General features: G+C 68.1%; 12 protein-coding genes. 2 read left to right on the top strand and 10 right to left on the bottom strand.

The window, feature by feature from the left end:
- Positions 1-29 precede the first annotated feature (29 nt).
- The 4 genes from carB to dapB form a co-directional block, all read right to left on the bottom strand.
- A complete protein-coding gene (carB, locus tag I4U41_RS08515; protein WP_206860717.1) occupies positions 30-3,278 on the bottom strand; it encodes a carbamoyl-phosphate synthase large subunit in 3,249 nt (1,082 codons plus the stop codon).
- Between the two features lie 8 nt (positions 3,279-3,286).
- The gene (locus tag I4U41_RS08520; RefSeq protein ID WP_206860718.1) at positions 3,287-3,730 is read right to left on the bottom strand and encodes a DUF6973 domain-containing protein; all 444 of its coding nucleotides are present in this window, start codon (positions 3,728-3,730) and stop codon (positions 3,287-3,289) included.
- The gene (carA, locus tag I4U41_RS08525; RefSeq protein WP_206860719.1) at positions 3,727-4,851 is read right to left on the bottom strand and encodes a glutamine-hydrolyzing carbamoyl-phosphate synthase small subunit; all 1,125 of its coding nucleotides are present in this window, start codon (positions 4,849-4,851) and stop codon (positions 3,727-3,729) included. Before carA ends, I4U41_RS08520 begins: the two co-directional genes overlap by 4 nt.
- 196 nt (positions 4,852-5,047) lie before the next feature.
- Positions 5,048-5,770, bottom strand: a complete 723-nt coding sequence (gene dapB, locus I4U41_RS08530; protein ID WP_206860720.1) for a 4-hydroxy-tetrahydrodipicolinate reductase — start codon at positions 5,768-5,770, stop codon at positions 5,048-5,050.
- 169 nt (positions 5,771-5,939) lie between these two features.
- On the opposite strand from dapB, the gene I4U41_RS08535 reads away from it, so the two are divergent.
- On the top strand, positions 5,940-6,329 hold the full coding sequence (locus I4U41_RS08535; RefSeq protein WP_206860721.1) for a hypothetical protein: 390 nt from the start codon (positions 5,940-5,942) through the stop codon (positions 6,327-6,329).
- Between the two features lie 279 nt (positions 6,330-6,608).
- Here I4U41_RS08535 and I4U41_RS08540 read toward each other — a convergent pair whose 3' ends face one another.
- The 5 genes from I4U41_RS08540 to hrcA all read right to left on the bottom strand — a co-directional run bounded on the left by I4U41_RS08540 (position 6,609) and on the right by hrcA (position 13,691).
- Positions 6,609-8,486, bottom strand: coding sequence for a DUF3857 domain-containing transglutaminase family protein (locus I4U41_RS08540; RefSeq protein ID WP_206860722.1), 1,878 nt, complete (start codon positions 8,484-8,486; stop codon positions 6,609-6,611).
- A gap of 112 nt (positions 8,487-8,598) precedes the next feature.
- Complete coding sequence (dnaJ, locus tag I4U41_RS08545) at positions 8,599-9,723, bottom strand: molecular chaperone DnaJ (protein ID WP_206860723.1); 1,125 nt, start codon at positions 9,721-9,723, stop codon at positions 8,599-8,601.
- 138 nt (positions 9,724-9,861) lie between these two features.
- On the bottom strand, positions 9,862-11,784 hold the full coding sequence (gene dnaK, locus I4U41_RS08550; protein WP_206860724.1) for a molecular chaperone DnaK: 1,923 nt from the start codon (positions 11,782-11,784) through the stop codon (positions 9,862-9,864).
- A 122-nt stretch (positions 11,785-11,906) separates the two neighbouring features.
- A complete protein-coding gene (gene grpE / locus I4U41_RS08555) occupies positions 11,907-12,443 on the bottom strand; it encodes a nucleotide exchange factor GrpE (RefSeq protein WP_206860725.1) in 537 nt (178 codons plus the stop codon).
- Positions 12,444-12,638: 195 nt separating this feature from the next.
- Entirely contained in the window at positions 12,639-13,691 is a 1,053-nt protein-coding gene (hrcA, locus tag I4U41_RS08560; protein ID WP_206860726.1) for a heat-inducible transcriptional repressor HrcA, read from the bottom strand.
- A 171-nt stretch (positions 13,692-13,862) separates the two neighbouring features.
- Here hrcA and recN point away from each other — a divergent pair, with 171 nt between their 5' ends.
- Entirely contained in the window at positions 13,863-15,530 is a 1,668-nt protein-coding gene (recN, locus tag I4U41_RS08565) for a DNA repair protein RecN (protein ID WP_206860727.1), read from the top strand.
- 117 nt (positions 15,531-15,647) lie between these two features.
- Here the strand turns inward: recN and fur are convergent, their stop codons facing one another.
- Complete coding sequence (fur, locus tag I4U41_RS08570) at positions 15,648-16,049, bottom strand: ferric iron uptake transcriptional regulator (protein ID WP_206860728.1); 402 nt, start codon at positions 16,047-16,049, stop codon at positions 15,648-15,650.
- Positions 16,050-16,066: the final 17 nt, after the last annotated feature.

Genomic DNA, 16,066 nt, shown 5'->3' on the forward strand with positions numbered 1-16,066 from the left:
TACCCGGGCTGCCAGTGCGTGGATGCGACTTACGCGCCCTGCACTTCCGCGTGCAGTTCCTGCAGCGACCAGACCGGGCCGGTGCCGCGGTAGTCGAGCGAGTTCACCAGCGCGCGCGCGCCCGACACGGTGGTCGAGTACGTCACGCGGTGCTGCAGCGCCTCGCGGCGGATCGAGAACGAATCGTTGATCGCCTGGCGGCCCTCGGTCGTGTTCACGATGTAGGCGATCTCGCCATTCTTGATGAGGTCGACGATGTGCGGACGGCCTTCGGTGACCTTGTTGATGCGCTCGCAGGCCAGGCCCTGTCCGGTGAGGAACTGGTGCGTGCCTTCGGTGGCGACCAGCGTGTAGCCGCGCTTGACCAGGTCCTGCGCGACCGGCAGCACGCGCTTCTTGTCCGGATCGCGCACCGACACGAACACCTTGCCGCCTTCCGGCAGCGCCTTGATGCCGCCGGCTTCCTGCGCGCGCGCCATCGCGGCGCCGAAGTTGCGGCCGACGCCCATCACTTCGCCCGTCGAACGCATTTCCGGCCCGAGGATCGGATCGACGCCCTGGAACTTGGCGAACGGGAAGATCGCTTCCTTGACCGAGTAGTACTCCGGCACGATCTCCTTCACGGCGCCCTGCTCGGCCAGCGTCTTGCCGACCATGCAGCGCGCGGCGATCTTCGCCAGCGCCATGCCGGTGGCCTTCGACACGAACGGCACGGTGCGCGAGGCACGCGGGTTCACTTCGATCAGGTAGATGGTTTCGCGGCCCTCGTCGTCGAAGGTGATCGCGAACTGCGTGTTCATCAGGCCCACGACCTTCAGCGACTTGGCCAGCGCCACGACCTGCTCGCGCAGCTTGTCCTGCACGGCCGCGCTCAGCGAATACGGCGGCAGCGAGCACGAGGAGTCGCCCGAGTGCACGCCGGCTTCCTCGATGTGCTCCATCACGCCGCCGACCAGCACGTGGCCGTCCTTGTCGGCGATGACGTCGACGTCGACTTCCACCGCGTTGTCGAGGAAGCGGTCCAGCAACACCGGCGAGTCGTTCGACACCTTCACCGCATCGCGCATGTAGCGATGCAGGTCGGCGTCGGCGTGGACGATTTCCATCGCGCGGCCGCCCAGCACGTAGCTCGGGCGCACGACCAGCGGGTAGCCGATCTGCGAGGCGAGCACGATGGCTTCCTCCGGATTGCGCGCGGTGCGGTTCAGCGGCTGCGCCAGGCCCAGGTCCTGCACCAGCTTCTGGAAGCGCTCGCGGTCCTCGGCCAGGTCGATGCTGTCCGGCGAGGTGCCGATGATCGGCACGCCGTTGGCTTCCAGCGCGCGCGCCAGCTTCAGCGGCGTCTGGCCGCCGTACTGCACGATCACGCCCTTGGGCTTCTCCAGATCGCAGATTTCCAGCACGTCTTCCAGCGTCAGCGGCTCGAAGTACAGACGATCAGAGGTGTCGTAGTCGGTTGAAACGGTTTCCGGGTTGCAGTTGACCATGATGGTCTCGAACCCGTCCTCGCGCAGCGCCAGCGCCGCGTGCACGCAGCAGTAGTCGAACTCGATGCCCTGGCCGATGCGGTTCGGGCCGCCGCCGAGCACGATGATCTTGTTTCGGTTGGTCGGCTCGGCTTCGCACTCGTCTTCATAGGTCGAGTACATGTAGGCGGTGGTCGTAGCGAACTCCGCCGCGCACGAGTCCACGCGCTTGTACACCGGACGCACGCCGAACGCGCGGCGCAGCGTGCGCACGGCGGTCTCGTCGGTGCCGGTCAGCTGCGCGATGCGCGCATCCGAGAAACCCATGCGCTTGAGTTCGCGCATGCGCGTCTTGTCGAGCGAGGACAGGCCGGCAGCTGCGACGTCCTGCTCTGCGGCGATGAGTTCCTCGATCTGGTCGAGGAACCACGGGTCGACGAACGACAGCGCGTGCACGTCTTCCACGCTCATGCCCGCGCGGAACGCGTCGCCGATGTGGAACATGCGTTCCGGACCCGGCTCCTTCAGTTCGCGACGCAGCGTGGAGAGGTCGTCTTCGCTCGAAAGATCAAGCCCGGTGGGGTCGAGGCCGACCTTGCCGGTCTCCAACCCGCGCAGCGCCTTCTGCAGCGATTCCTGGAAGGTGCGGCCCATCGCCATGACTTCGCCGACGGACTTCATCTGCGTGGTCAATCGCGCGTCGGCCTGCGGAAACTTCTCGAACGCGAAGCGCGGGATCTTGGTGACGACGTAATCGATGCTCGGCTCGAACGATGCCGGCGTGAGGCCGCCGGTGATCTCGTTCTTCAGCTCGTCCAGCGTGTAGCCCACCGCGAGCTTCGCGGCGACCTTCGCGATGGGGAAGCCCGTCGCCTTCGACGCCAGCGCCGAGGAGCGCGACACGCGCGGGTTCATTTCGATGACGACGACACGGCCGTTCTTGGCGTTGATGCCGAACTGCACGTTCGAGCCGCCGGTGTCCACGCCGATCTTGCGCAGCACGGCGATGGAGGCATCGCGCAGGCGCTGGTATTCCTTGTCGGTGAGCGTCTGCGCCGGCGCGACGGTGATCGAGTCGCCGGTGTGCACGCCCATTGCGTCGAAGTTCTCGATCGAGCAGACGATGATGCAGTTGTCCGCCTTGTCGCGGACCACTTCCATCTCGAATTCCTTCCAGCCCAGCACCGATTCCTCGACGAGGATTTCATGCACGGGCGAGAGTTCCAGGCCGCGCTTGGCGATCTCCTCGAACTCTTCCTTGTTGTAGGCGATGCCGCCGCCGGTGCCGCCGAGGGTGAACGAGGGGCGGATGATGGTCGGGTAGCCGACCTTCGCCTGGATCTCGATCGCCTGCTCGAAGTTGCGGGCGACTTCGGCTTTCGGGCATTCCAGTCCGATCTCGGCCATCGCGACGCGGAACAGCTCGCGGTCCTCGGCCATGCGGATGGCTTCGCGCGAGGCGCCGATCAGCTCGACGTTGTACTTCTCCAGCACGCCGTTGTCGGCAAGGTCCAGCGCGCAGTTGAGCGCGGTCTGGCCGCCCATCGTCGGCAACAGCGCGTCGGGCTTTTCCTTCGCGATGATCTTCTCGACCGTCTGCCAGTTGATCGGCTCGATGTACACGGCGTCGGCCATGTTCGGGTCGGTCATGATCGTGGCCGGGTTGCTGTTGACCAGCACCACGCGGTAGCCCTCGTCGCGCAGCGCCTTGCACGCCTGCGCGCCGGAGTAGTCGAACTCGCAGGCCTGGCCGATCACGATCGGGCCGGCGCCGATGATCAGGACGGTTTTGATGTCGGTGCGCTTGGGCATGGGGGTCCTCAGTAAAGTCGTTCCTGCCACGCGTCGGGCGCGAGCCAGGTGATCTGGTCGGGCGATCGGGCGTCGATCGCGCCTTCGTTCACGGCAGCAAGCACGGCCTGCTGCATGGCGGTCCAGCTGTCGGCGGCCGCGCCGATGCGCGCGCCGAGCCGGTTGTTGTGCGCATCCATCGCACGCGCCGCGTTGCCCTGCCCGTCGCGCTCCATCACTTTCGTCACGATGTCCACGCAGCGCGGGGACAGCGTGTAGGCGACGATGGCGCTGGCGAGCGAGTGGCGGTACGCATCGGCCGGGCCGTTGCGACCGCCGGGCAATCCGGCGGCGAAGAACTGCGAGTACGTGGCCACCATCACGAACGCCGGGTAGGCGCCCAGCACGACCGCAACAACGAACAACCTGCGCCAGTGGCGCTTGCGGGCGGGCTTGGTGGCGGCCGGGCTCACTTGGCCTGCTGCATCATCGCGACGAAGCGATCGAACAGCGGCGCCACGTCGCGCGGGCCGGGACTCGCTTCCGGATGTCCCTGGAAGGAGAACGCCGGCGCGTCCGTCAGCTCGATGCCCTGGTTGGTTCCGTCGAACAGCGAGCGATGGATCACGCGCACGTTCGCCGGCAGCGTCGCTTCATCGACGGCGAAACCGTGGTTCTGCGAAGTGATCATCACCCGGCCGGTGTCGAGGTCCTGCACCGGATGGTTCGCGCCGTGGTGGCCGTGGCCCATCTTCACCGTCCGCGCGCCAGCGGCGAGCGCCAGCAGCTGGTGGCCCAGGCAGATGCCGAAGGTCGGGATCTTCGCCTTGATGAACTCCTTGATCGCCGCGATCGCGTAATCGCACGGCGCCGGATCGCCCGGGCCGTTGGACAGGAACACCCCATCGGGCTTGAGCTTGAAAACCTCCGAGGCCGGCGTCTGCGCCGGAACGACGGTGAGCTTGCAGCCGCGTTCGGCGAGCATGCGCAGGATGTTGAACTTCACGCCGTAGTCGTAGGCGACGACGTGGAACTTCGGCTCCGCGCGCACGAATTCATTGCGGTCCAGGTCGAGCTGTCCCTCGCTCCACTCGTAGGGCTCGCGGACGCTGACTTCCTTCGCCAAGTCCATGCCCTTCAGGCCCGGGAACTTGCGCGCGGCCTCGAAGGCCTTGTCGACATCGATCTCGCCGGCCATCAGCGCGCCGTTCTGCGCGCCCTTCTCGCGCAGGATGCGCGTGAGCTTGCGAGTGTCGATGTCGGAAATGGCGACGATGCCGCGGGCGGCGAGCCATTCCGGCAGCGAGACCTGGCTGCGCCAGTTGCTGGGACGGCGCGGCACGTTGCGCACGATCAGGCCCGAGGCGAAGCAGCGAGCGGCCTCGTCGTCCTGGTCGGTGCAGCCGGTGTTGCCGATGTGCGGGTACGTCAGCGTCACCAGCTGGCGGGCGTAGGACGGGTCGGTGACGATTTCCTGGTAGCCGGTGATGGCCGTGTTGAATACGACTTCGCCGACCGAAAGGCCGGGCGCGCCTACGGAAACGCCCTCGAAGAGGGTGCCGTCTTCGAGCGCGAGGATTGCGGGTTGGGTCACGGGGATCGCCTTGGCTGCCGGGGGGTGCTGAGCCGTTCCGTGCGCGTACGCCGTAGAAAAACCGGGTTGCAGCAAAGCGCGGACGCGGTGCGGGACCGGTCCGACGGAAGGGGTTCAGGCGAGCCGGAATTCTAGCGGGCCGGGGCTCGTAACGCCAGCGTCATGTGCCCGGATCGTGCGATCCGGCCCGCCTCGTTCAGGCGAGCAGATCGCGCAGGCGATAACGGCCGGGCGCGCGGCCGGCCAGCTTCGCGGCGGCGTGGAGCGCGCCGCGGGCAAAGATGTCGCGGTTGGTGGCGCGGTGGACCAGCTCGATCCGCTCGCCCGGCGCGGTGAACTGCACCAGGTGCTCGCCGACGATGTCGCCGGCGCGCAGCGAGGCATAGCGCGGCGTCGCCCCACCCTGCTCCGCGTTCGCGCCCAGCGCCAGCGCGGTGCCGGAGGGCGCGTCCTTCTTGTGCACGTGGTGCGATTCCACGATGTCGCAATCCCAGCCCGGCAGCGCCTGCGCGGCGCGTTCGACCAGTTCGCCCAGGATCGCCACGCCCAGGCTGAAATTCGCCGCCCACAGCAGCGGGATGCGCTGCGCCGCGGCGTCCAGCGCGGCGCGCTGCGGCGCTTCCAGTCCCGTCGTGCCCGACACCAGTGCGGCGCCGCGCTCCTCGCACAGCGCGAGGATGGGATCGAAGCCCTCCGGCAGGCTGAAATCGATGGCGACGTCGAACGCGGGCGCGCCATGCAGTTCGGACGCGGCGAAATGCGCCACGCCCTCCACCACCCGCTGCGCCGGTTGTGAACGCTGCACGGCCGCGACGACGACGACGTCGTCGCGCTCCGTGGCCAGGCGAAGCAGCGCCTGCCCCATGCGGCCGGAGGCACCGTGGACGAGGATGCGGGTCTGCGCGGTGTGGTCGCTCATGCGGGCAGTCTGAAGCGGCCACTTCGCGGCGACAAGCGTTTCGTGCCGCCACGACCGTTTCGCAGCGCGACGGCGATTCGGAACCTTCCTATGTTTCGACGCCAACGTGCTTCCTAGCATCGCAGCGCCGCAATCGGCGGCGCCATGCCGGTCCGGGGACCACGCACGCATGAAGACGTTGTTTCGAAGCATCGCATTGCTGCTACTGCTCGTCGCCGCTGGCTGTTCGGGCAGGAAGGACGCCGAACTGCTCGCCGCGCCCAAAGTGGGCGACCTCTACGCCAGCGAGCTGTCGCACTTCGCCGAGTTCGATGGCGGGAACCGCGCGTACGGCCTGATGAAGGTGGTCGCCGTGACCGACGGCAGCATCTCCGTCGTCACCGACAGCAGCGCCTGGCCGGCACCGTCGGGCGCGAACAACGACCTGCGCGGCGACCTGGCGGACGTGAAGTGGGACACGCAGAACATCCTCCGCCTCGCGCGCTCCGAACTCCGGGACCTGTACGAGGAGGACCGCATCTTCGGCGTCCGCCGGCCCGACGCCGGGGAATCGCAATGAACGTCTTCCATCGACCTGTGGCCGGCCGTGCTCGGCGCCGGCTCGTTCGTGCTGACCCGCTTCAACGTCGATTCAAGCTGCTCGCCTGGTGGACCACTGGGGTCCGTCCACCGGAACGCTGATCCGCGCCGGGCGGATCGTGGCGGGCGTGCTGCTGTGGCTGATGTTCCGCGCCCGCAGGTCTTCGGCGGAGTAAGGCCCCCTGCCGACAGCGCTGATGAGCGCGAAAAAAAAGCCGCGGAACGCCCGCGGCTTTTTTGATCGAGCCTCTTCCGCCGGTTACTGGTAGACCACCTGCGCGCGCAGGTTCGTCAGCACCTTCTGCATGAAGTCCCGGTAGTCGCGGTTGTAGCCGGGCTCGCACAACGGGCCTGGCGTGCGGTCGTCGAGCACGCGCGTGACGCGCAGCGTGTTGCCGTCGCGCTTGTAGGTGGCCCGATAGCTGAACGCACTGCCCTTGAGATCGACGTCCGGCGGCACCGCGATCAGCTGCACGGGCTTGGCGAACTCGATCTCGTACTCTTCCTGCGAGAAGCCGCTGGCGCAGGCGCTCGGTCTGGCCTCGTCGACTTCCAGGTTCGCCTGTGCGGCGAAACGCATCACCGGCGCTTCGGTCGGGAAGATCGGCGTCAGCGCGATCGCACCCGGCACCGGCATCAGCTGGCCGACACTGAAGTTCACCTGGTAGGCGTAACGGTCTTCCAGCGGTTCCGGATCGTCCATGCGCACGCTGCCGGTCCCGTCCTGCCCCATCTGCTGGAAGTAGCGCTTCACGCCCTGCGTGGCCTGGTCCGTGGTGGAGCCGCGGAACGCCGCGCGCGTGGTCACCGCGTACATGCCCTGCAGTTCGACGTCGGCCTGTCCTTCGATCGAGCCGTCCGCGCCGACCTTGAGTCGCGTCTTCACGGTCTGGCGCCCGCTGCCCGGAACCATCGCCGGCGTGGTGGTTCCCTCGCGATAGCCATCCACGCGGAAGACCGGCTTGCCCATGTCCGGGTACGGCAGCATGCCGAAGGGAATGCCCTTGGCGGTCGCATCCAGGTACAGGTCCCACTCGGGGAGGTAGGTGATGACGTGGTTGACCATCGCCACCGCCGGCGTGCGCGGCAGGTCGTACAGACTGCTGGAGTTGATCAGCGCCTGCGTCGCCGGAATGCCCTTCGCCGTCAGCAGCGCCTGCAGCAGGGTCGCATGGTCCTTGCAGTCGCCCATCCTGTTGTCGAGGACGAAGTCCAGATCGTGCGGCACCACCGCGCCCAGCCCGATGCAGTTGCCCGCATAGGTGATCTGGGTCGAGACCCATTCGTACATCGCCTTCGCGATGTCGCGCGGCTCCTTGCGGGTGCCGGCGATCTCGTCCGCCAGCTTGCGGATGCGCGGCGTGACCGCCGCCTTCGGCTTCGCCCGCGCGCCGTAGGCGAGCGCGATGTCGCCATAGCCGGCGAAGGTCGAATACACCAGGCCCGGCTGGTCCTCGAAGCGGAACGCGGAAGCCGACTGGTCGGGCAACAGCGGCTGGCGGTTCTGGAAGCGCCAGTGGCTCAGGCGGCGATCGCCCACCACTTCATCGCGGACGCGCTCCATCCGCCATGCCTCGGACTTCACGGGCAGCTGCGCCGGCGCGTCGAAGCGCAGATCGACCTGGCCGTAGTAGGTTTCGCGCGGGAACGTTTCGACTTCCGAGAACTGGCCGTCGAACATCGGCTGCGAGCCGGTCAGGCGGTACTTGAACACCGTGGTGTCGCCGACGGCCAGCTCGGGGAACACCACCGTCATCGACGTGCGATCGGAGAACACCGGCGCGCCTTCGCCGTGTCCGCCGTTGGTCTGCACCTGGTAGTTGGATTTGGGCACCGGCACGCGGCGGCCGTCGGGCTTGAGCGTGTAGGCCTCCAGCACCTCGACCTTCTGGATGCTGGTGCTGTAGCCGATGGAGGAATCCTTGACGTATTCCAGCGCATCGGACTTGAGCACCTTGATGGTCTGCTCGCGCGTCTCGGTGTACGAGCCGTCCGGCTGGATGACGTAGGCGACGTCGAGGCGCTCGATCTGCGCCGAACGCTCGCCTTCAGGCTGGATCGCCTGCGCCGCGGAGGCCGGCGCGCACGCGAACTGCCACGCAGCCGCGAGGGCCAGCGCACTTGCATGTTTCAACATGGTTCCCCTTATCCGGCGAATCCGTCGCCGTCCGGGGAATGCTAGCGCAGGCTCCGGCGCCCGGCAGCGGGGCGAACTTCCCACCCGCGTGCCGGACCTGCCGTAGCGTTGCTCAGGACGTCATCCGGTCCCAGAAGCCCTTCACGCCGTCCAGGAAGGTCGAGGCGCGCGGCGAATGGCGGCGGGCGCCTTCGCCAACGAAGGTGGCTTCGAACTTCTCCAGCAGTTCGCGCTGCTCCGGCGTGAGGTTCACCGGGGTTTCCACGACGATGCGGCAGTACAGGTCGCCGGGCTTGCGGCTGCGGACGGACTTCACGCCGCGGTCGCGCAGGCGGAACAGCTTGCCGGTCTGGCTTTCGGCGGGAATGCGCAGTTCGACGTCGCCGTCCAGCGTCGGCACGCGGATGGTGTCGCCGAGCGCGGCCTGCGCGATGCGCACCGGCACTTCGCAATGCAGGTCGTCGCCGTCGCGCTGGAAGATCTCGTGCTCGCGCACGCGCACGTCGACGTACAGGTCGCCCGGCGGCGAACCGGCCGGACCGGCTTCGCCCTCGCCCGCCAGGCGGATGCGATCGCCGTTGTCGACGCCGGCGGGGATCTTCACCTGCAGCGTCTTGGTGCGTTCGACACGGCCCTGGCCGTTGCAGTCGGCGCACGGGTTCGGGATCGTCTTGCCGCGACCGCCGCAATGCGGGCAGGCCTGCTGCATCGAGAAGATGCCGCGCTGGAAACGCACCTGGCCGCGGCCATGGCAGGTCTGGCAGGTTTCGGTCTTGCCGTCGGCCGAACCCGAGCCGTCGCAGGTCTCGCATTCGTCGAGGGTCGGGATTTCGATCGTCTTCTCGGCGCCGAACACGGCCTCTTCGAGCGACAGCTCCATCACGTAGCCGATGTCGGCGCCGCGACGCGGTCCGCGCGCGGCTCCGGCGCCAAAGATGTTGCCGAAGATGTCGCCGAAGATGTCGCCCATGTCGGCGTAGCCCGCACCGGCGCCATCGGCGCCCATGCCGTGCTCGAAGGCGGCATGGCCGTGCTGGTCGTAGGCGCGACGGCGGTTGCCGTCGGACAGGACTTCGTAGGCTTCCTTGCACTCCTTGAACGAAGCTTCCGCGGCGGCGTCGCCGGGATTGCGGTCCGGATGGAACTTCATCGCGCAGCGGCGATAGGCCTTCTTCAGGTCTTCTTCGCTGGCATCGCGGGCCACGCCCAGCACTTCGTAGTAGTCGCGTTTGCTCATGGAGCCGGAAATCGGGAATTGAGAATGGAGAATGGTTCGAAGCGATGGCCCTGCAGCCTACGGACACAAGAACGGGAATTGGGAGAGTGAAAGCGATGACGCCTCACGATTCCCAATTCCCGGTTCCCTATTCCCGTCTTACTTCTTGTCGTCCTTGACTTCAGTGAACTCGGCGTCGACCACGTCGTCGGACTTCGCGCCGCCCGACGGGCCGGCACCGGCGTCCGGGCCGCCCGGCTGGCCGGCCGCCGAAGCCGCCGCGAACAGCGACTGCGCGGCTTCCTCCAGCGCCTTCGACTTGGCCTCGATCTGACCCTTGTCGTCGCCGCGCATGGCGGTTTCGAGTTCGGCGATCGCGCCTTCCGTGCGACCGATGACGTCGCCCGGCACCTTGTCGCCGTTGTCCTTGATGGCGCTGCGCGCGGTGTGGATCAGCGCGTCGGCGTGGTTGCGGGCCTGCACCAGCTCGTGGAACTTCTGGTCTTCCTCGCGATGCGCCTCGGCGTCGGAGACCATCTTCGCGATCTCCTCCTCGGACAGGCCCGAACCGGCCTTGATTTCGACCTTTTGTTCCTTGTTGGTCTTCTTGTCCTTGGCCGACACGTGCAGGATGCCGTTGGCGTCGATGTCGAAGGACACCTCCACCTGCGGCATGCCGCGCGGCGCCGGCTCGATGCCGGTCAGGTCGAAGCGGGCCAGCGATTTGTTGTAGCGGGCCTGCTCGCGCTCACCCTGCAGCACGTGCACGGTCACGGCCGACTGGTTGTCCTCGGCGGTGGAGAACACCTGCGAGGCCTTGGTCGGAATGGTGGTGTTCTTCTCAATGATCTTGGTGAACACGCCGCCCAGGGTTTCGATGCCCAGCGACAGCGGGGTCACGTCGAGCAGCAGCACGTCCTTGACGTCGCCGGCCAGCACGCCGCCCTGGATCGCGGCGCCCAGCGCCACGGCCTCGTCGGGGTTGACGTCCTTGCGCGGCTCCTTGCCGAAGAACTCGGCCACGGCCGACTGCACCTTCGGCATGCGGGTCTGGCCGCCGACCAGGATCACTTCGCTGATCTCGCTGGCGCGCAGGCCGGCGTCGTTCAGCGCGATGCGGCACGGTTCGATCGTGCGCTTGACCAGGTCGTCCACCAGCGCCTCGAGCTTGGCGCGCGTCAGCTTGATGTTCAGGTGCTTCGGACCGGAAGCGTCGGCCGTCACGTACGGCAGGTTCACTTCGGTCTGCTGCGCGCTGGACAGTTCGATCTTGGCGCGCTCGGCGGCGTCCTTCAGGCGCTGCAGGGCCAGCGGGTCCTTGCGCAGGTCGATGCCCTGATCCTTCTGGAATTCCTCGACGAGGTAGTCGATGACGCGCTTGTCGAAGTCTTCACCGCCCAGGAAGGTGTCGCCGTTGGTGGACAGCACTTCCACCTGCATTTCGCCGTCGACGGAGGCGATCTCGATGATCGACACGTCGAACGTGCCGCCGCCGAGGTCGTAGACCGCGACCTTGCGGTCGCCGCCCTTCTTGTCCATGCCGTAGGCCAGCGCGGCCGCGGTCGGCTCGTTGATGATGCGCTTGACGTCAAGGCCGGCGATCTTGCCGGCGTCCTTGGTCGCCTGGCGCTGGCTGTCGTTGAAGTACGCCGGCACCGTGATGACGGCTTCGGTGACGGTCTCGCCAAGATACGCCTCGGCGGTCTTCTTCATCTTGGCCAGCACTTCGGCCGAGATCTGCTGCGGGGCCATCTTCTTGCCCTCGGAGGTCTCGACCCACGCGTCGCCGTTCTCGTGCTGGGTGATCTTGTACGGGACCAGGCCGATGTCCTTCTGGACTTCGGCGTCGGTGAACTTGCGGCCGATGAGGCGCTTGACGGCGAAGAAGGTGTTCTTCGGATTGGTGACGGCCTGGCGCTTGGCGCTGGCGCCGACGAGGACTTCGCCGTCCTTGGTGAAGGCGACGATGGACGGGGTGGTGCGATCGCCTTCGGCGTTCTCGATGACGCGCGGCTTGCCGCCTTCCATGATCGCCACGCACGAATTGGTCGTGCCCAGGTCGATACCGATGATCTTGCCCATGGTGTTGCTCCCTCTCGATGCTTTGACTGTGCGGCGGCGCGGGCCGCCATGCTTGAAGGTGTATGGCGGAGCGTCCCGCCGATGTGCGTTATCTGGGGGGCTCGCGCCCCCGCTTCAAGGCGTCAGTCGTGCTTGGCCACGACCACCAGCGCCGGGCGCAGGAGGCGTTCGTTCAGCACCCAGCCCTTCTGGTACACCTGGACCACGTCGCCGGGCGCGTGGCCGGCGGCGTCGACCATGCTCATCGCCTGGTGGCGCTCGGGGTCGAACGGCTGGCCCACCGGATCGACGGCGATCAGGCCGTTGTCGGACGCCACCTTCAACAACTGGCGCAGCGTGAGTTCCATGCCCTCGCGCAGATGGGCGGCGGTGTCGCCCTGCACGGCCAGGCCGGCTTCCAGGCTGTCGATCACCGGCAGCAGTTCGGACAGCAGGCGCTCGTTGGCAAACCTGCGCGCCATGTCGATGTCGCGCGTCATGCGCTTGCGCTGGTTTTCGAGTTCGGCGCGCTCGCGCAGCGAGTCCTCGCGCAGCTGGGTCAGCTCGGCCTGGACGGCCTCGAGCTGCGCGGCCAGCGTGGCGACGGCGTCGGGCGTCTCGGTGTCGGGGGCCACTCCGGTGGTCTGGTTGGGTTCGCCGGAAGGTGTGCTAGCGGTCATGCGGTGCTCCATCCCTGCGCCAGGGGCGCTCAAACTTGCTGGAATTCAAGGTCTTGCAACCGCGCTCGAAGGCGCGTCAGGCCAGCAATGGGGCCGTCCCAACGGGTTTCAAGACAGCACATGGGAGACGAATGCGGCGGCGGGCGCCGGCCAGCCGCCCGCCCCGGCCCGGGAACCGGCCTGTTTCCAGGGCGTTTACTGATCCGGATGCAGCGCCGCCCCGAGCGCATCGGCGGCGGCCTGCACGACGGGGATCACCCGGTCGTAGGCCATGCGGGTGGGCCCGATCACGCCCAGCACGCCCAGCACCGTGCCGGAGCCGGACGCCACATAGGGCGCGGTCACCAGCGACATGCCCTCCAGCGGGGCCAGCCCGGTTTCCTCGCCGATGAAGATGCGCACGCCCGGCGCCTGCACGGTGCGTTCGAGCAGCTGGAGGATCTCCCGCTTGCGCGAGAAGGCCTCGAACAGCTCGCGCAGGCGGTCCAGGTCGGCCAGTTCCTGCACGCCCATCAGGCGAGTCTGGCCCGCCAGCACCATGTCGTCGCCGCCGGGGGCGAGCGCCTGTTCGGCCAGCTCGACCGATTGCGCCAGCAGCAGCTGCATCTCGTCCTGTGCGCTGCGCAGCTCGCGCACCAGCGTGGCGCGGATGTCGGCCACCGTGCGGCCGGCGAAATGCGCGTTGAGGTAGTTCGCCACACGCTCCAGTTCGCCGCTATCGAACGGACGCCGCGTGGCGACAATGCGGTTCTGCACCTCGTTGTCGGCGAACACCAGGATCGCCAGCACGCGCGAGCCGTCCAGCGGCACGAAGTCGATGCGCCGGAACGCGAACTGCTCGCGCCGCGGCACGCTGACCACGCCGACGAAATGGGTCATCGCCGACAGCAGCTCCGACGCGCTGCCCAGCAGCGCCTGCGTACCGGAGCCGGCGGGCAGCTCGCCGCGCAGCCGCGCGACGTCGGTCTCCGGCAGCGGGCGCACCTGCAGCAACGAATCGACGAACAGCCGGTAACCCTGCGGCGTCGGCACCCTTCCGGCCGAGGCATGCGGCGCGCTGAGCAGGCCTGCGTCCTCCAGGTCGGCCAGGATGTTGCGGATCGTCGCCGGACTCACGTCCAGCCCCGCGTGGCGGGCCAGCGTCTGCGACCCGATCGGCTCGCCGCTGCGGATGTAGCGGCCGATCAGGGTGCGCAGCAACTGGCGTGCGCGCGGGTCGAGGCTGGGATCGGCGGGTTTGCGGCTCATGTCGGCGATATATGACGGCTGGGTACGGGGCGCAAGTCGGGACGCTACGGAGCGCGCCATCCCGAGCCACAGGCGGCGCCAGCGCACGAACGGAACCCGGTCGCGATCTCCACCCGTGAGACGCCCCACCGCTATCAAGCCGCAACCCACACAGGGCACAATCGCGCTCCGATGCTCGTCCACCTGTCCCTCAAGCAATTCGCCGTCGTCACCGAAGCCGAACTGGCCTTCGGTCCCGGCCTGACCGTCATCTCCGGCGAAACCGGCGCGGGCAAGTCGCTGCTGGTCGACGCGCTGGGCCTGATCTCCGGCCTGCGCGCCGACAGCGGCGTGGTGCGCCACGGCGCCGATCGCGCCGAGCTGGTCGCCGAGTTCGCCCTCGACGACGTTCCGCAAGCCGCCGCCTGGCTGCGCGAGAACGAACTCGACGAGGACGACAGCTGCCAGATCCGCCGCGTGATCCGCGCCGACGGCGGTTCGCGCGCGTGGGTGAACGGCCGGCCGGTGACGCTGGGCCAGCTCGGCGAACTGGCGGCGCTGCTGGTGGAAATCCACGGCCAGCACGAACACCAGGCCCTGCTCTCGCGCCCGAGCCAGCTCGCCCTGCTCGACGCCTTCGGCCGCACCGAGGCCGAACGCCGCGCGGTGGAAGTCGCCGCCGCCCGCTGGAGCGCGCTGCTCGCCGAGCGCGACACGCTGCTCGCGCAGGGCGACGTCTCCGACCGCATCGACTGGCTGGAACACCAGCACGCCGAACTCGATCGCGAAGACCTCTCGCCGGACGCCATCGACCGCCTGCAGGCCGACCATCGCCGCCATGCGCACGCCGCCGGGCTGATCGCCGCCTGCGACGGCGCGTTCGCGCAGCTCGGCGGCGACGACGGCCCCTCGCTTTCGCGCACGCTGCAGCACGTGCGTTCGGACCTCGCCCGCGTGGCCGAACACGAGCCGCGGCTGGGCGAAGTCGATGCGATGCTCGACGCCGCCACGATCCAGATCGACGAAGCGCTCGCCCTGCTCGACCGCGTGCGCAGCGACCTGGACCTCGATCCCGCCGCGTTCGACTCGCTCGAACACCGCCTGGGCCGCCTGCACGAACTGGCGCGCAAGCATCGCGTCGCGCCCGAGCAGCTCGCCGCGCAGCGCGACGCGATCGCCGCCGAACTCGACACCCTGCGCGGCGCCGGCGTGCGCCTGGCGAAGCTGGATGGCGAGATCGACGCCGCCGGCCACGCATGGCGCGAGGTCGCGCAGGTGCTGAGCGCGCGTCGTCGCGAGGCGGCGGCGCATCTGTCGTCGAGCACGAGCGCGCTGATCGGCGAACTCGGCATGGGCGGAGGCCGGTTCGATGTCGAACTGGAACCGCTCGACACCGGGCGCCCCGATCCGCAGGGCGCCGAGCGCGTGGAATTCATGGTCGCCGCCAACCCCGGCCAGCCGGCGCGCCCGCTGCGCAAGGTGGCGTCGGGCGGCGAACTGTCGCGCATCTCGCTGGCGATCGAAGTCGCTGCGCTGGGGCTGGATGCCGTGGCGACGATGGTGTTCGACGAAGTCGACACCGGCATCGGTGGCGCCGTGGCGGAGATCGTCGGACAGAAGCTGCGCGCCCTGGGCGCCAGCCGGCAGGTCCTCTGCGTGACCCACCTGCCGCAGGTCGCGGCGCAGGGCCACGCGCACTACCGCGTCAGCAAGGCCAAGAGCGAAGGCGTCACCCAGAGCGCGGTGCAGTTGCTGAAGGCGAAGGAACGCGAGGAAGAGCTCGCGCGCATGCTCGGCGGCGTGGAACTCACGCGCGAGGCGCGCGCGGCGGCGAAGCGGTTGCTGGCCGACGTGGGGTGAGGAGCCGGGACCCGGGATTCGGAAAAACAGAAAGCCCGCCATCCGGCGGGCTTTCTGTTTGGTGCGGGAAGCCCGCGGGAGCCGCTCTTGCGAATCCCCGATGCTGAATCCCTGCTCTTACCGCTTCTTCCGCACATAGAGCACCAGCGAGTGCTCTTCGATCTCGTAGCCGTGCCTGGCCGCGACCTTGCGCTGCAGCTCTTCGATCTCCGGGCTCTCGAACTCGATGATCTTGCCGGAGTCGATGTCGACCATATGGTCGTGATGGTGGCCGCGATCGAGTTCGTACACCGACTGCCCGGCCTCGAAGTTGTGCTTGAGCACCAGCCCCGCCGCCTCGAACTGCGTCAGCACGCGGTACACGGTCGCAAGGCCGATGTCCTCGCCGTGTTCGAGCAGGTGGCGGTAGATGTCCTCGGCGGTCATGTGCCGGGGCTTGGCCTGCTCCAGCAGTTCCAGGATCCGCAGTCGCGGATGGGTGACCTTGAGTCCGGCCTTGCGGAGGTCTTGCGATTCCATGGTGGTCCCTCAACGAA

This window comes from Lysobacter changpingensis (assembly GCF_017308985.1).
Lineage (GTDB): Bacteria > Pseudomonadota > Gammaproteobacteria > Xanthomonadales > Xanthomonadaceae > Lysobacter_J > Lysobacter_J changpingensis.

Bases quoted from the DNA above. Each gene is read 5' to 3' on its own strand.
- carB (WP_206860717.1), bottom strand. From the start codon at position 3,278: ATGCCCAAGCGCACCGACATCAAAACCGTCCTGATCATCGGCGCCGGC.
- dapB (WP_206860720.1), bottom strand. From the start codon at position 5,770: ATGAGCGACCACACCGCGCAGACCCGCATCCTCGTCCACGGTGCCTCC.
- I4U41_RS08535 (WP_206860721.1), top strand. From the start codon at position 5,940: ATGAAGACGTTGTTTCGAAGCATCGCATTGCTGCTACTGCTCGTCGCC.
- I4U41_RS08540 (WP_206860722.1), bottom strand. From the start codon at position 8,486: ATGTTGAAACATGCAAGTGCGCTGGCCCTCGCGGCTGCGTGGCAGTTC.
- dnaJ (WP_206860723.1), bottom strand. From the start codon at position 9,723: ATGAGCAAACGCGACTACTACGAAGTGCTGGGCGTGGCCCGCGATGCC.
- dnaK (WP_206860724.1), bottom strand. From the start codon at position 11,784: ATGGGCAAGATCATCGGTATCGACCTGGGCACGACCAATTCGTGCGTG.
- grpE (WP_206860725.1), bottom strand. From the start codon at position 12,443: ATGACCGCTAGCACACCTTCCGGCGAACCCAACCAGACCACCGGAGTG.
- hrcA (WP_206860726.1), bottom strand. From the start codon at position 13,691: ATGAGCCGCAAACCCGCCGATCCCAGCCTCGACCCGCGCGCACGCCAG.
- recN (WP_206860727.1), top strand. From the start codon at position 13,863: ATGCTCGTCCACCTGTCCCTCAAGCAATTCGCCGTCGTCACCGAAGCC.
- fur (WP_206860728.1), bottom strand. From the start codon at position 16,049: ATGGAATCGCAAGACCTCCGCAAGGCCGGACTCAAGGTCACCCATCCG.